Origin of the sequence: Pantoea jilinensis (assembly GCF_019104105.1) — a bacterium.
Taxonomy (GTDB): domain Bacteria; phylum Pseudomonadota; class Gammaproteobacteria; order Enterobacterales; family Enterobacteriaceae; genus Pantoea; species Pantoea eucalypti.
In genome coordinates this window covers 1,286,197-1,304,056 of record NZ_CP077746.1, presented here as the reverse complement: position 1 = coordinate 1,304,056, position 17,860 = coordinate 1,286,197, and the positions used below count along the sequence as shown (strand labels likewise).

Genomic DNA, 17,860 nt, shown 5'->3' with positions numbered 1-17,860 from the left:
CGGGTGCTTTCGCACCCGCTTCTCCGATCAGCCTGACCGACGTTATTATTGCTACACCACATGAACCTGCAGATTCTGCTGCACCAGCACATCACCCAGGGTGTTCTCACTGGTCAGCGCCGAGTTGTGGTAGATCTCAAAGACTCTGCCCTCTACCGTGCGCTCGCCAGTCACTTCCCAGATACCGCCGTTGCTGTTCGCCAGGGTGACCTGACTGCCATCCGCGCCTTTGATCATCAAATCGTCACTCTGTTTGTCCGTAATATTGAGTGCCTCATTGAGATCGAGTTTCACGGAGTTGGTGCCGGTTTTACCCAAATCGAGCACTTCAATGTGTTCAACTTTCAGGCCCAGCGCGGTGAGGTCCAGACTGAGGTACTCACCGTTAAGCACAAGTGTATCCGTGCCTGCGCCGCCATCAATATGGGTAAAGTTAAGGTCACTGACCGTCACGGTATCCGCGCCGCTGCTGCCGGTAACCGACGCCCCTTCTGCCGTCGTGCCATCAGCCAGCGTAATCACTACGCCGCCGATGGTATAGCCCGCCTCCTCTGCCGGTGCCGCTGCCACCGCGGTGTCACTCGCTGTGGCGGTTTCACTGCTGACCGGCGTTACGGTATCCGCTTCGGTAATCAGCGTCGAGGTCACTGCGACATGGGCGCTGTTATCGTCGCTGCTGGTGCTCGTATTGTGCTGCGTTTCCGTGCTGGCACTGGCGACCGTGGCGCTGTCATCCGCTATTGAGAACAGCGCAAGCGACTCGGATGCCGCCAGCGTGACCGGCAGCACAGCACCCAGCAACAGCGTGTTTGTGGTGGTGTAACTGTTACCGGCTGCGTCGGTAATCGAAACTTTTGCCAGCGTACTCAGCGACAGCAGCAGGCCACCCACCGACAGCAGTGACGGTGAGAAGTTAACCGCGTAACGCCCCAGCGCATCGGTTGTGGTGTTCAGCGTCGGACCGTTGTTGCCGTTGGCCAGAAGCAACGTTACGCTGACTTTTGAGCCCTGCGCGGCATTCAGCGATCCGCCCTGCACCACCAGACCGCTGAGCAGAGAACCCACAATGCTGAGTACAGGATCAACACCCACCAGCGGCTGATTATGCGACAACGCGGTAAAGCTGCTGGTACTGGTCGCGGTGTTGCCACCAATATCCGCCACCGTCACGGTCAGCGGATGGCTGCCGTCCGGAATGCCTTTCAGCGTCGCTGATGGCACGCTGATGCTCCATGCGCCGTTCGCACCGATGGTGGTGGTGAGGATGTTGCCCGCCACGTTCACCGTTACCGTGCCACCCGCCGCGTTAGTGCTGGTTCCTCTGATGGTCTCAGGGGCATTAGCCTCTGAGATGTTGAGGTAGCCATCGCCACCAAAGAAGCTGTTCACGCTGACCGTCGGCGTGGTGTGACTCACTACGCCCAGCGACGCCGAAGTGGAACCACTGGTACCTGCACCGTTGATGACGCTGGCGGTGACAGTCTGTAGTCCATCTGCAATGGCGGCGAGGTTAGCCGCCGGAACAGAGAGACTCCAGTTGCCATTGCTGCTCACGGTAGTGCTGTATGTCTGCCCACCCAGCGTCACCCGCACCACCGATCCCTCAGCATTGCTGGCGGTACCTGAGATAGTCTGTGCGGTTTTTACATCCACCGCGCTCAACGCACCGTCTCCAAACAGTGAGGTAATGGCGACCACTGGCGTCGACTGGCTGATGGCGTTCAGCGTTCCACTGCTGTTCACCACATTTCCGTAGGCATCGGTGCCAGTGACCGTCACGGTTTTAATGCCGTCAGTGATCAAGGCAAGGTCCGCTTTTGGCACGCTGATGCTCCAGTTGCCGCCACTCACTACTTTGGTGGTATAGGTCTGGCCATTCAGTGTGGCGCTGACGACAGAACCCGCTGAAAGGCTGGAGGTCCCGCTCAGGGTCTGGCTGGAAGCCAGATCCAGGGCGCTCAGCACACCGTCGCCAAACACCGTATTCACTGTCAGGGTTGGCTGGACCAGTCCCAGGGAGACGCCCGCGCTGGTGCTGCTGACGTTGCCGACCGTGTCGGTGACAGACGCACTGACGGTAAAGTTACCGTTAAGCAGCGTCGAGAGCACCGCTGGCGAGACGGCTGTAGAGAACGTGCCGTCGGCGTTGACCTGCGCGGTGGCGTTGGTATTACCAATCGCCAGCCTGACGCTGCTGCCCGCTGCCAGCCCGGAGACGGTGCCGCTGATAGTCTGCGTGACCAGCGATTCCGCCAGGTTAAGCACGCCGTCACCAAACAGCGGATTGAGCGTGACCTTCGGCAGATTGTGAATGCCCACCAGCGCCCCGGCAGTGGTGCTGGTGGTGTTACCGGCGCTGTCGGTGACACTGAATCCGACCGTCAGGTTACCATCGGCAATCCCCTGCAGCAGCGCAGGCGTCAGCGAGACGGTAAAGTTGCCATTCGCATCCGTTGCCGTCACAAACTGCTGTGCGCCCACCGACACCACCACACGCGAACCCGTTTCCGCACCGCCCACGACGCCGCTGATGATCTGCGTCGACAGCGCATCTGCCACGTTCAGCAGACCGTCGCCGAACAGCGGATTCACCGTGATGGTCGGCAGCAGCGTATCGACGCGGACACCGGCGCTGGTGCTGGCGGTATTGCCCGCTGCATCCGTGACCGAAGCCCCTACCGTCACGTTGCCCTGTGCCAGCGTGCCCAGAATATCCGGCGTTACCGTGGTGCTGAAGGCGCCGCCCGCACCCACGGTAGCGCTGAGCTGGCTGTTGCCCACCGAGAGTGTGACCACACTGCCCTGCGCAACGTTATTTACCACGCCGCTGATCACCTGTCCGGTGGCGATATCGGCCAGATTAAGTACCCCATCACCAAACAGTGACGTCAGCGAAATGGACGGTGTCTGGGTAAAGATACCAATTGAGGCGCTGTTAGAGGCAACGTTACCCACGGCATCCCTGACACTGACGCCCAGCGTCAGATTGCCATCCAGCAGTGAGGTCAGATCGCTGCCCGGCAGGTTAACGCTCCACCTTCCGCCCGCCTGCACCGTTGTACTGTACGTCTTGCTGCCAAAGGTCACAGTCACCTGTGAACCTGCAGCTGCGTTGCTGATGACGCCACCGACCAGCTGTCCGGCTGCGGCTTCTGCAATGTTCAGCAGGTTATCGCCGCCAAACAAGCCGGTGAGCGGACCAACGACCGGCACCGCATCGACAATCGCCGTAGCGGTTTCACCCACCGTGCGGGTGTTGCCTGCGGCATCCGTCAGGGTGACGTCAATATCCAGCTGACCATCGGTGAGCAGACCCAGTACCGACGGTGGCACCACGATAGCCCATTTACCATCCTGACCCACTGAGGCAGAGAGCGTGGTCCCGCCCAGCACCACGGAAACTGTGGCACCGACGCCCGCGGAGAGTGCGGTCCCGGAGATCGTCTGCGCGACGGTGGTATCCAGCGCACTGAGCGTGCCGTCGCCGAACACCGAATCAACCACCAGCGTCAGCGCACTGTTGACCACTTTATTGACCGTTAGCGTGGCGTCGGTCTGGTTGCCTGCGAGGTCATTGACCCGCACGCCAAACACCAGCGCGCCGTCATTGAGGCTCGACAGGACGTTCGGCGCAAGATCGATGCTCCAGCGTCCGTCAGCCCCCACCGTCGTGGTGGCGATCGGGGCGGCATCGCCCAGATAGAGGCTGATGGTCTGGCCTTCGGCTCCCTGCGCGCTACCGGTCAGCACCTGACCGAGCACCAGGTCTGCGGCGTTGACCACGTTGTCGCCGAGGAATGCGTCCACCAGTACCAGTGGCGCGGCGGTATCGACCGTCACTGTCTGGGTAGCCGTCCCCACATTACCGGCGGCATCCGTCAGCTGCGCGGTGATTGGCGTGGTGCCATCGGTAAGTGCCTGCATTGCGCTGGCAGGAACGGTAGTGGACCAGGTGCCGTTACTCTGCACCACCGCGTTGTAGGTCTGGCCATTGAAGGTCACAACGACCGTGCGGCCAGCCTCAGCGATATCGGCGGTGCCGGTAATCGCCTGGCTTAGGGTGCTTTCATTGCCATTAACCTGGTTATCACCCGCAAAGGTATTGATCGACAGGGTTGGTGCAGTCAGATCGATCAGCACGTTACCGCTGGTCGTCACCGGTGTTGTGCCATCTGTGGCCGTCACGGTGATGCCGACGCTGCCGTCCGCATTGCCAAAGGCGGTGACGGGCAAGGCCCCGGTCGACCAGTTGCCCGACGCATCCAGCGTGGTGGTGTAGGGAACACCATTGATCACCACCTCCACTGACCCGTTCGCGCCGAGGTTAGCCGAAGTACCACTTACCGCTACCCCACCCGCCACATCCTGGGTGCTGATAATGTTGTCGCCCGAGACTGTGTCCAGCGTTACCAGCGGGCCTGGTGGTGGCGTCAGATCGACGGTCAGCGAGACAGGCACGGTTGCGGTATTGCCAGCCAGATCGGTCACTGCCAGCGTCAGCGTGGTCGATGGCGTAAAGGTGGCCATCTGCTCTGACGTCAGCGTCACGCTCCAGTTGCCGTTACCGTCAACAATTGCGGTGCCAAGGATGGTGGTATTCAGCGAAACCGTGACGACAGCACCGGTTTCTGCGCCGGTCGTGGTGCCGCTGAGTATCTGCGGCTGAATGCTCTCGGCGTAGTTAACGACGTTGTCGCCAGTGAAGTCGGTAAAGCTAAGCACCGGCGGGGTTTTGTCGAGCACCAGCGAACTGGTAATGGTGGTGCTGTTGCCCGCTGCATCGGTTGCTGTCACGCTGACCGGATAGGTGGCATCCGGCAGTGCTGAAAGCTGCGCCTGAGTCAGGGGCACCGTCCAGTTGCCATTCGCATCCACTGTTGCGGTATAGGTCGTGCCGTCAAGCGTGAGCCCCACCGTCTGATTCGCGCCCACCTCACCGGTGGTGCCGCTCAGGGTAATGCCCGCGGCAACATCGCTACTGTTTACATAGCTGCCGAGGAATTCCGGATTGACTGCAGGCTGTGGCGCGGTGAGATCAGCGGTGAATGGCAGTTGCGCTGATGCGCTATTGCCCGCTGCATCCACCACGTTGACCGTCAGCGTCTGCGGCCCGCTACCCAGTGAACTCAGGGCATCCGGCGGAATATCCACGGTCCAGTTACCGTCGCCATCCACTGAGCCAGAATAGCGACTGCCGTTAACATCGACGGTGATGCTGACCGCCTGATTCGCCCCCACACTGCCGGTGGTGCCGGTCAGGGTCACGCCTGCCGCCGCTTCACTGATGTTCAGCAGATTATCTCCGCCAAATGCACCAGGGTTAAAGCCGGGTACCGGCACGGCCACTTCGGTGACCACATTCAGCGCCGTGTTATCGCTGTTACCCGCGATGTCGGTTGCGGTCACGGTAATAGTGTGAGTGCCGCTGGTGAACGTGGCCAGCTGCGCTGGCGACAGGGCCAGAGACCAGCTGCCGTCGGTCTGCACCGTTGCAGCCAGCGGCTGATCATTATTGAAGCCGGAGATCAGGACCGATACAGTCTGACCGGCACCGCTAATGCCGGTGGTACCCGTCAGGATCTGTTCCGTTCCCGCCTCGGCAGCGTTCAGCGCACCGTCACCAAACGGCAGATTCAGGCTGACATCCGGCAGCGAGTTAATCGCCACCAGCACCGTACCGCCGAAGCTTCCGGTGTTGCCGTTCACATCGGTGACGGTCACCGTCACCGGCCAGTTGCCATCCGGCAGTGACTGCAATACAGCAGGTGGCAGGTCCAGTGACCAGCGGGAACCATCCTGACTGAGCGTTGCGGAATAAACAGTCCCATTGAGCGTGACGGTGACCCCCGCTGCGTTATCAACATTCACCGCACCGGTAAGCGATCCCCCTGCGGCCGCCTCTGCGGCGTTAATCCGCCCATCAATAAAGGGTGTATCCAGCGAGGGGTCAGCAATCGGTGTAATCGCAGAGATAAATGTTTTGGTCGCCTCGGTCGTGTTTCCTGCCCGATCCGTGGTTGTGAGGGTCAGGGTATGTTCCCCGCTCCCCAGGCTGGCGATCACCTCTGGCGTCAGGCTGGCCGTCCAGTTGCCACTGGCATCGACCGTGACGGATAACGGGATAGCGTCATCACCTGCCGTGACGCTCAGCGTCTGACCCGCCACGACGGTGGAGGTGCCGGTAACCTGCTGCACCGAGGCGGCTTCACTGATATTAATGACGTTGTCGCCGAACTGCGTAACGGCAAAGTCAGCGGAAACCGGTGGGGTTTGCAGGATCTCAACGCCTGCAGTGGCCTGCGCCGGATTTCCGGCAGCATCAACAGCAGTGACCACCACCTGTGTCAGTCCATCGTCAAGGCCTGTGAGCGCACCCGATGCCAGGTTCAGCGTCCAGCTGCCGCTGACATCCGTGGTGGTGCTGAACGTCAGCCCGCCAAGAGCGATGTTTACTACACTGCCTTCCGGCAGGTTAGTACTGTCACCACTCAGCGTTATCGGGCCTTCGGTTTCTGCCAGACTGAGCAGCGAATCGCCAAACGGTCTGTTCAGGGTCAGCGCTGGCAGGGTGTTAAACGCCACATCCAGTGAGGTGGTGGTGTCCGTGGTGATATTGCCCGCCGCGTCAGTGACAGAAACGATGATCGCATTGGGGCCATCCGCCAGTTGTTGCACGTCGGCCGTCGGAACAGTAATTGTCCAGTTTCCGTCGGCATCTGCCGTGGCGGTGTAGCTGACATTATTCAGCGTTACCGTCACAGGTATTGCGCCCGTGGTGGTGCCGCTAATGGTGAGATCCTGCAGCGACTCCGACAGGTTAAGGGTGTCGCCCGCACTGACCGTAATATCCGTCAGCACAGGACGTGTGGTAATAAAATCAACCTCCTTCGTGGCGGTCGCCGGATTACCCGCGACATCCGTTGCGCTGACGGTAAAGGTCTGGCTGCTGCCTGGCGCCACATCGGCAAAGGCCGCGGACGGTACATTCACCGTCCAGATGCCGTTCGCATCGAGAGTGGTGGTCGTCGTGTAATCCGTGCCGCTCAATGACACCGTTACGACAGTACCCGCTGCCAGCAGCGTGCTGCTGCCGCTGACCGCAACCTCTGCAGTGGACTCGGTGGCATTGATCACATCGTCACCGGCGACCACGTTCATGGTCAGCGTCGGCTGAACCTGCGCGCTGGCCAGCACAACCAGACTGCCACTGGCACTGGCCGGGTTACCAGAGGCATCGGTTGCCACCACCTGCACCAGTTGATCGCCATCCGGCAGATTACCCAGCTCGGCGGCCGGAACGGTTACCGTCCAGCTGCCATTCGCGGTCACCGTGCCGCTGTACTGCAGGCCGTTCAGCGTCACCGCCACCAGCTGGCCCTCAGCCAGATTGGTGCTGGTGCCGCCGATGCTCAGATCCTGCTGCGACTCGGCCTGGTTAAGGAAGTTATCCTCACTGAGCGTCCCGAGGGTCAGTGTTGGCAGATTCTGACTGTCAGCATTGCGCGTCAGTGTGGTCTCAACAAGCGCTGCCGGGTTGCCCGCTGCATCGGTCATTGAGACAACAACCGGGTAGGTGTTGTCCGCCAGCCCCTGCACAACGCTGGCAGGCAGCGTCACCTGCCAGGTGCCGTCAGAGAGCACCAGAGTGGTGTAATCGACATTCTGGAAACTGACCGTCACTGTCTGCCCGGCATCCGCCACCGTTGCCGACCCACTGATGGCGACCGCTTCCAGTACCTCCAGGGAATTGATGATGTTATCGCCGCCGATGGGGTTGACGCTTAATACCGGCGGTGTGAGATCAACGGTGACGGCGCTGGTCAGCAGACCGCTGTTACCGGCCGCATCGCTGGCATTGACCACCAGGGTATTGATCCCCTCGTCCAGCGTCTGCACCTGCGCAGGTGTTAAATTCAGCGTCCAGTTGCCCTGCGCATCCACCGTGGCCGGGTAATCATTCCCGCCTAGCGTCACGGTGACGGTCTGGCCGTCGCCCGGCACACCGGTGCTGCCGGTCAGTGTCTGGCCGACACCCTGCTCAGCCAGATTCAGATAACCATCACCAAACGGGGTGTTTATGCTGACCGACAATGCCCCGGTTGCCACGGTGATTTCACGCGTTTCCGTGACCGGGTTACCCGCCGCATCACTGACTGTCACAGTCAGGATGTAAGCGCCGGCCTGAATACCGGCCAGCGAACCGGCAGGCAGTGTCAGGCTCCAGTCGCCCTCCTGGGTAACGGTAGTCGTCCAGAGCTGATTGTTCAGGGTAATCGTGACCTGCTGCCCGGCTTCAGCATTGCTGCTGCCGCTGAGGACAATCGGAGCGAGGCTTTCGGCGATATTAACGCTGTTATCGCCCGCAACGGCGTTCAGGGTCAGCGTCGGTGGCGTCAGATCCACCGTTACGCTGCCCGGTGTGCTGCCGGTGTTACCCGCCGCATCCTGCACCGTGACGGTATAGCTAATAACATCTTCTGGCAGGTCAGCCAGCGCCGTAGCAGGCACGTTGATCTGCCAGTTGCCGTTGCTGTCGACCGTACCGTTATACGTGACGCCATTCAGCTGCACGCTGACGCGCTGTCCGTCACCTGTTACACCTGTGGTGCCGCTCAGGGTTTGTGCTGTGGCGATCTCGCTGCTGTTGAGCACTCCATCGCCAAAGGCAGAGAGGATTTGTGGTGCCGGCAGAGTGGTCGCCAGTACGTTAAGCGTCGCCTCACTGCTCAGGGTCGACCCGCCGCTGTCTGTCGCGGTGACGGTCACGGTGTAAGGCCCATCGGCGAGCGCCGTGAGTGCCTCAGCCGGCACGATCGCACTCCAGCGGCCAGTGGCCGAGACCTGCGCGGTATAGCTGATGTTGTTAAACAGCAGCGTCACCGTACTGCCCTCAGGCACATTCACCGAGGTGCCGGTCACGATCAGCGACTGACCCAGCTCCTGTGCATTCAGGTAGTTGTCCTGGCTGATGGCGTCCATCGCCAGGCCAGAGGCGTTGCTGTTCACGTCAAAGTTGAGATCACGGCTAGTGGTGTTGCCTGCCACATCGCTGACCGCCACAGTGAAACTGGCGCTACCGTCATTAATGGCCGCCAGCGCACCGGCTGGCACGGTCAGGCTCCACGCGCCGCTCGCCTGCACGGTGGCGCTGTAAACCGTCCCCTCAATGTTCACAGTGACCAGCTGGCCTGCTTCAACATTGGTGGTGGTGCCCGAGAGACGCTGATCGGTGAGGCGTTCCGCGCCATCAACCACGTTGTTACCGGCAAACGCATCCAGCGTCAGGGTTGGCAGTGTGCCGGGTTCCACTTTCAGCGCCAGGTCACGGCTGGTGGTGGTGGCATTGCCTGCCGCATCGCTGGCGGTCACGGTCAGTGGATAGCTACCGTTGCCCAGCCCGGTGTAAACCGTGGCAGGCAATGCCAGCGACCAGCTGCCATTAACGTCAGCGGTGGTGCTCAGCGTGGTGCCGTTGAAGCTGGCCACAATCAGCGCGTTTGCTTCGCTGCTGCCGGTCAGCGTGAGCGGCTGCTGACTTTCGGCAGCATTGATAATGCCATCGGATGGCGTGATGAAGTTCAGCACCGGAGGCACGGTATCCACCACAATGTTGCCATTCGCCTGGCTGGTGTTGCCTGCTACATCACTGACAACCACGGTGTAAGGCGCATTGCCCTGTGGCAGCGCAGCCAGAATATCGGCCGGAACCGCGACCTGCCAGTTGCCCGTGGCATCCACCGTACCGCTGTAGTTACTGCCGCCCAGCGTCACAACGACCGTCTGGCCGTCACCGGTTACGCCGGTGCTGCCGGTGATCACGCCACCTGCCGAGGCTTCCTCACCGTTGAGAATGCCATCATTAAATGCCACACCGGGAGTGGCCACTGGCAATGCGCTGGCGACAACCGTCAGCGTGGCGTCACTGGTCGCAAGCTCTGTTCCGTTAGCGTCGCTGGCGGTGACCGTGATGATTTGCGGGCCATCTGCAGTGCCGGTAAAGGTGCCAGCCGGTAAGGTGAGGCTCCAGCTTCCCTCTGCCGCCACGGTGACACTGACCGGTGTCCCATTAGCCACGACGGTGACAATGCTGCCGTCCGGCAGACCACTGGTGCTGCCGCTCACGACGATGGCGCCATTCACTTCCTGTGCATTGAGGTAGTTGTCGTCGCTAATCGGTGCCAGCGCAATCGACGGCAGGGTGTTGTCCACGCTGAAGTTAAGCGGGCTGCTGGCCGTATTACCCACGACGTTAATCACACTGACGTTCAGTGTCTGATTACCCTCCCCCAATTCAGCCAGTGCACCTGCAGGCAGAATGATACTCCAGTTGCCACTGGCCGCGACCACGCCACTGTATTCGGTGCCATTCAGAGAGATGATGACCTGCTGGCCCGCTTCAACATTGCTGCTGCTGCCGCGGACCGTAATCGGCTGTAGCTGCTCTGCCGCCGTCACGATGCCATCACCGGCAAAGGTGCTGCTATCTATGGTCAGCGCAGGCTGTATCTCCGGCGAGGTAGCCACATTCAGATCAATCACCTGGCTGCTCTGATTACCGTTCGCACTGGTTTCCGTCACCGTTACCAGATTACTGCCTGACGGCAGTGCTGCTAGCGCTTCAGAGGCGATCTGCAGCGTCCACTGTCCATTTACGCCAACCGTGGTGCTGTAAATCTGGTCATTAAGCTGGACCGTGACAATATCGCCATTCTGACCGCTGCCACTGACGACCAGCGGCTCCGCCAGTTCACCTGTGTTCAGCGCATTGTCCCCGCTGATCGGTGCGACCACCAGCGGAGGCGGCGTTGTGGCAACTGTCAGCGCACTGTTCTGGCTGTTGCTGTTCCCCGCCTCGTCGGTGACGGTGATCACCACGGGATAGCTGATGCCGTTAGTCAGACCGGCCAGTGCCGCTGGCGGCACAGCCAGCGTCCAGTTTCCGCCCGCCTCAACGGTGCCTGTGTAGGTGACGCCATTCAGCGTGACACTCACGCTGTCGCCTTCAGTGCCTGCACCGCTGAAACTGAAGCCGTTGGCCTGTTCTGCAATGTTCAGCACGCCATCGCCAGCAGGCGTATCAAAGCTGAAGTCGGGTGGCGTGGTATCCACGGTAACCGGGAATGGCGTGGTGGCGACGTTGCCGCTCAGAGTCGTGACAGTCACGTTAAGATCGTAACGCCCCTCTGGCAGCAGTTGCAGACTGGCAGCAGGCACGTTAGCCGTCCAGCTGCCGTCGGCGGCAACTACTGCCTCATAGGTCTGGTTATTCAGTACAAGGCTGACGCTGCCGCCGGGCGCAACGGTGCCGCTCAGGTTCAAATCCGTGGTCGTTTCAGTCGCATTGATAATGCCATCGATGGCAATCGGATTAACGGTCAGCGCGGGTAAGCCGGTATCAACAATCAGCGGTTCACTGATGCTGGTGCTGTTACCTGCCACATCGCTTACCGTCACGGTAACCGGATTGCTGCCCTGCGGCAGTGCCTGTAGCGCATCTGGCGGCAGCGTGACGCGCCATTCACCATTTGCTGCGACCGTTGCCGGATAACTTATGCCGCCCAGGGTCACGCTGACGGCCTGGCCTGGCTGGACTGAGCCGGTCAGCGTCTGCGCCACGCTGGCTTCATCCGTGTTGAGAATGCCGTCAGTGAAAGGCGTATTGATTTCCGGGTCTGCCAGCGGCGTAGTCGCCACCAGCAGCGGCTGATTGATCTGCACATCACCCGAAGAGACGGTAACCGTGGTGTTACCCTGCGGCAGATTTGCCAGGTCAGCAGCGGGCACCGTCAGGGTCCAGCTGCCGTTTATATCGGTTGTGGTGGTGTAAACCGTGCCGTTGGGTTCCAGCGTCACGCTGATCGGACTGTTAGCCGGCAGGTTTGCCGAGCCGCCACTTACAGTGAGATCACTCTGTGCTTCCAGCCCATTCAGCGCATTGTCACCACTGATCGGGGTCACCGACAGCGACGGTTCGGGTAAGATAACCACGCTGAATTGCCCTTCAGCAGGCAGCGCCGGGTTACCGGCCTGATCAGTAATCGCTACGGTAAAGGTTTTTTCGCCCAAACCGCCCAGCGATCCGGCGGGCAGCGTCACACTCCAGCTACCGTTCGCCAGTACCTCACCGTCGTAAGACTGCCCGTTAATGGTCAATAATACCGGCGAACCGGCCGGTACGCCGGTGACATTGCCGGTGACCAGAATGTCGCTGAGCTGTTCCGCGCTATCGACCTGGTTGTCGCTGGTCACGGGATCAATGGTCAGTGCGGGTAACGTGGCCGCCAGCACGGTAACGCTGGTCAACTGCGTGGTGGTGTTGCCATACGCATCGCTGATGGCAACGTTGATCGGATAGATCTCATCGCCCAGCTGGCTGACAATCGCGGCGGGAACCGTCACGCTCCACGCGCCGTTGGTATCCACGGTGGTGGTGTAGGTTTCATTATTGAACGTTACCGTGACCGTATCGCCCTGCGCACCGCCGCGCCCGTCGAGAGTGAGATCCTGGGTGTGCTCAGCGATATTGATATAACCATCGCTGCCCGGCGTGGAGACTTCCAGCAGCGGCGGCGTGGTGGCGAAAATCAAGGGACTGCCGGTTTGTGTGGTGTTGCCATCGGCGTCCGTTGCCACCACCGTTACGGTCTGGGTGCCATTCGGCACATTCGCCAGATCAGAGGCAGGAATATTGACGCTCCAGTTGCCACCCTGCGCCACCACGGCGCTGTAAGTCACGTTATTCAGCGTGACGCGAATGATGTCGCCTTCGTCGCCAGTGCCGCTGACGATCAATGGCTGCTGCGCATCGCTGTTGTTGATCGCGCCATCATTAGTGAGATCGTTGATCGTCAGAGCCGGTACGGACGTGGCGACCCGCAAAGACGTATCCTGCGAGCTGCTGTTACCGGCCGGATCGGTCACCGTAACCGTTACCGGATAGGTCTGATTGGTCAGCGAGTCCAGATCGGCAACCGGAACGGAAGCACTCCAGGTTCCGTTTTCATCAACGACGGCGTTATAGGTCTTGCCGTTTAACGCCACCGTCACGGTGTCGCCCGTGGTGCCGGTGCCGCTGATCAGCAGCGGCTGAGTCAGTTCGTTGCTGGTCAGAACCCCATCACCGCCCGGTGCGGTCACGGCCGCAACCGGAAGTTGTGTGTTGACTAACAGCGGTTGCGTCTGGGTGGCGATGTTCCCGCTGGCGTCGGTCAGCGTGACGGTCAGCGTATAGCTGCTGCCATCAGACAATGCCTGCAATGCTGCTGGCGGCAAATCAACCGTCCAGTTGCCCTGCTCATCGACTGTGGCGCTGTAACTCTGGTTGTTCAGCGAAACAGAAACCCGCTCGCCCGGCAGTGCACCTGAACCACTGACCGGCACACCCGCCGTCACTTCACTGCTGTTGAGAATGCCATCGCCACCTGCGACCTCAGCCACAATCAGCGCCGGTGGCAGCGTGTCGACGCTGAAATTCACCGTCTGGTCCGCGCGGTTGCCCGCCTCGTCAATGGCGGTAATGATCAGGCTGTTAGCGCCCTGCGCCAGTAAAGCGAGATCGCTGGCAGGCACTGGCAGGCTCCAGCTGCCGTCGGCATTGACAGTGGTACTGTAAGTTTTGCCGTTAAGTTCCACTTCCACCTGCTGGCCCGCGACGGCCTTGCCGGTGCTGCCGCCGATCAGCAGATCGCTACCCGCTTCCGTCCGGTTGAGAATACCATCGGTGATCGCACTCTCGTTCAGCGTGATTTGCGGCAGCGCAGAGGCGACCACATTCAGCGGAGCGGAGGCGGTCAGCAGCGTATTGCTGGCATCGACGGTCGTCACTGAAATCTGTTTCACACCGTCGGTGATATCGGTGAGTGCACTTGCCGGAACGGTGACGCTCCAGACGCCATTGCTGCTCACCACTGCGCTGTAATTACCGCCGTTAAAATTAAGCTGCACCGTCTGGCCTGGATTAACACCCACCGCCGAACCGCTGATGATCAGATCGCTGCTCAGCTCCTGCAAATTGAGGAAGCCATCCGCGCTGACCGGTTCATTGATTGAGATGATGCCAGGTTCGCCTGCTGCTGGCGCGACGTTAATGTCACGGGTGTCAGTAGCCACAGTACCGGCTACCGTCGTGACGCTAACCGCGATGGCGGTGCTGCCCGCTGCCAGTGCGCTGAGCGCTGCAGACGGGATCTGTGTACTCCAGCTGCCATCAGGATTGACCGTGGCACTGTAGTTCTGACCGCCCAGGGTGATGGTGACTGTCTGGCCCGCCTCCACATTGCTGGTGGTGCCGGAGAGCGTCTGATCCAGGGCTTTTTCGCTGTTATCCACCAGATCGTCACCGGCAAACAGGGCAATAGCCACTGTCGGTGCGCCGGGTTCAGCTGGGGTATCCACCACAATCGCCCGATCTTCGCTGGCGATTATGCCCGCCTGACTGGAAACCGTGGCCGTGATAGTTGCACTGCCCGCCGCCAGTGCTGCCAGTGCGCTGGCTGGGACATTCAGGCTCCAGCTGCCATCCGCGCCGACCGTGGCGCTGTAAGTCTGGTCGCCCAGCGTGACTGTGACGATCTGACCCGGATCGACATTGGTACTGCTGCCGCTCAGCAACTGGTCGCTGGTTTTCTCGTCGTTGCTCAGGACGTCATCACCGGCGAACTGATTGATGATGAGGGTGGGCTGGCCCGGCTCAGTCACCGGTGGCTCGACGGTGATCGGCAGCGTGTCGCTAACGCTGGTGCCCGCTGCGTTGCTGACCGTCACCACCAGCGAGGCAGATCCTGCGGCCAGCGCACCGAGTGCATCGGCTGGAATCGCGATATTCCAGCTGCCGTCAGGATTGACCGTGCCGCTGTAGCGCTCTCCGCCCAGGGTTACGGTCACAATCTGGCCCGCTTCGATGTTGGTGGTGCTGCCTGAGACCGCCTGAGCCTCCAGCTTCTCATCGTTGCTCAGGATGTTGTCTTCAGCGAAGGCATTGACGGTTAACGTTGGGGCATTCGGTGAAGTGCCCGCTGACGCCACCAGGAAGTCACGGGTTTCACTGACGGCTGCGCCGAGCGTATCGGTGACTGTAGCGTTCAGGGTCGTGCTACCGGCGGCCAGCGCCGCCAGCGAACTGGCTGGGATCGAGACGCTCCAGTTGCCATCCGCGCCAACCGTGGCGGTAAAGGTCTCACCATTCAGGGTGATAGTGACCTGCTGGCCCTCAGCAATATTGGTGGTGGTGCCGCTCAGCAGCTGATCGGTGGCTTTCTCGCTGTTGCTGAGGATATCGTCACCGGCAAAGGCGTTGATGGTTACGGTGGCTTCACCCGGCTGCGTCGCCGGGGCTTCGACGGTGATCGACTCCGAAGTTGTCGCGGTGTCGCCCGCCGCATTGCTGACCGAGGCGGTCAGGGTAGTGGTGCCTGCTGCCAGTGCGTTCAGCGCGGCGGATGGCACGGTGACGCTCCAGCTGCCGTCACCCTGCACGCTGGCGCTGTAGGTCTGACCACCGAGGGTCACGGTGACGATCTGTCCGGCTTCAACGTTGGTGACCGTGCCGCTGACAGGCTGATCGGACGCTTTCTCGGCGTTGCTCAGGTCGTTATCGCCGGCAAATTCATTCAGGGTCAGCGCCGGCACGCCAGGCTCAGTCACAGGTGCCTCAACCGAGATATCGCGGGTTTCGCCTGCGCTCACACCATCGACGTTGCTGACGGTGGCGCTGATGACATTGGATCCCGCAGGCAGGTTGCCCAGCGCACCAGCCGGAACAGTCACGCTCCAGTTACCACTGCCATCCACGATGCCAGCGTAAGTCTGGCCACCAAAGGTGATCGTGACCGTCTGGCCCGCTTCGACGTTGGTGGTGGTGCCAGAAAGCGTCTGGGCGGTCCCTTTTTCGTCGTTGCTGAGGATGTCATCCCCGGCAAATTCATTGATGGTAACGGTCGGTTCGCCCGGTTGCGTCACCGGCGCTTCCACGCTGATGGGCAGGCTGCTGGTCACGGTGTTACCGGCCGCATTGCTGACCGAAACCGTCAGTGTCGTTTCACCTGCCGCCAGTGCGCTCAGGGCCGCTGAGGGTAGCGTGATGCTCCAGTTGCCCTGCGCATCTACGCTGCCGCTGTACGTCTGACCGCCCAGCGTGACCGTCACAACCTGACCCGGTTCGATATTGCTGGTGCTGCCGGTCACCGTCTGATCGGTGGTTTTCTCTGCGTTGCTCAGCTGGTTGTCACCGGTAAATTCATCCACCGTGACCGCAGGCGGACCCGTAACGACAGGCGTATCGACGCTGATCGCGCGGTTTTCACTGGCTTCAATGCCAGCCTGATTAGTGACGACCGCAGAAATCGCAAGTGAACCGGCATTGAGCGCATTCAGCGCCGCAGGTGAGAGCGTGACGCTCCAGTTGCCCTGCGCATCCACGACTGCGCTGAAGGTCTGATTGCCCAGCGTGATGGTGACAACCTGACCCGCTTCCACATTGCTGGTGGAGCCGCTCAGCAGCTGATCGGTGGCTTTCTCGCTGTTGCTGAGGACATCATCACCGGCAAACTGATTGATGGTGATAACCGGCGTTCCCGGCTCGGCCAGGGGCGGCTCGACGTTAAAGGTCAGGCTGCCACTGGCGGCGGTGCCTGCCTGGTTAGTGACGGTTGCTGTGAGGGTGGCGTTGCCGGTGGCCAGCGCGCTCAGCGCATCCACAGGCACAGTAATACTCCAGCTTCCGTCCGCGGCTACGCTACTGCTGTAGCTCTGGCCGCCCAGTGTCACGGTGACCACCTGCCCGGCTTCAACGTTACTGGTGCTGCCGGAGAGCGTTTGTGGCGTTGTTTTTTCGCTGTTATCCAGCAGGTTGTCGCCGGCAAAGGGATTCAGACTGATAACCGGTGTCGCGGGTGTACCGGGATCGGCGGCAGCGACGATAACCGGCAGGCTGCCCGTAGCGCCTGTGCCCACCGCGTTACTGACGCTGACGTCGATGGTGGTGGTGCCTGCGGGAAGTCCCGCCAGCGCGGCAGCGGGGATCGTAACGCTCCAGCTGCCATCCGTGCCGACTGTAGTGTTGTAGGTCTGTCCGCCCAGCGTAACCGTAACAATCTGACCGGCTTCGACATTGCTGGTCGTGCCGCTCAGCACCTGATCGGTCGTTTTTTCCGCATTATCCAGCACATTGTCGCCAGCGAAGGCATTCAGGGTAATGGCAGGTGTCCCGGGTGTGACCGGTGTTCCCGGATCGGTGCCACCGGCGTTGCCGCCGCCGTTACCTCCACCCCCTCCGCCGCCGATGCCCACTGCCAGTCCGGCTAAACCGAGCACACCCAGACCGCCTGCGGTGATGACGCCCATTGACGTGTTGGCGTTATCCGCCAGCAGCAGCGGCTCTACGCTGTCGAGTGATTCATAGGTCGGTGTGATCGAACGGGAAGCGAGTTCAGCCCCTTCTGCGGTCTGCGGGAAAAGTGCATGTTCCGGTGGATTGACGCCATCATCGAACACCAGTTCGCTGTGCTGACCATCGGCGTCATCAAGAAAGAATTTTTGGTAGCGTACTGTGCTGCCGTCACGCATTTTCAGCACCAGATCGTTACCCTGGCGCTCAAACTGCGTCACCATGTCTCGCGTGCCGCTTATACGTACAACGCTGGGTTCGGTGAGGTTAATGGACTGTGATGAACCGCCAGTGGTCTGTGAGAGGAGTGTACCGTTTTCGCGCGAGATGATATCTACACGGCTCTGTGTGAGTTCTGCCATTTATAACCTCTGTTACACCAGATTAGCTAATATACTGAATCCTTAAACATAAATTTATTTTATGCTTAAAGTCTTCACGCATCATTTCACCTCCTGAGATGAAGAAGGTGTCTTA

The 17,860-nt window shown here is 60.6% G+C and carries 1 protein-coding gene; it reads right to left on the bottom strand.

The annotated features are described in order from the left end of the window. Window positions 1–51: 51 nt before the first annotated feature. Window positions 52–17,745 carry an Ig-like domain-containing protein gene (locus tag KTJ90_RS06100; RefSeq protein ID WP_499026022.1) on the bottom strand — a complete coding sequence of 5,898 codons (17,694 nt, stop codon included), beginning with the start codon at window positions 17,743–17,745 and terminating at the stop codon, window positions 52–54. Window positions 17,746–17,860 lie beyond the last annotated feature (115 nt).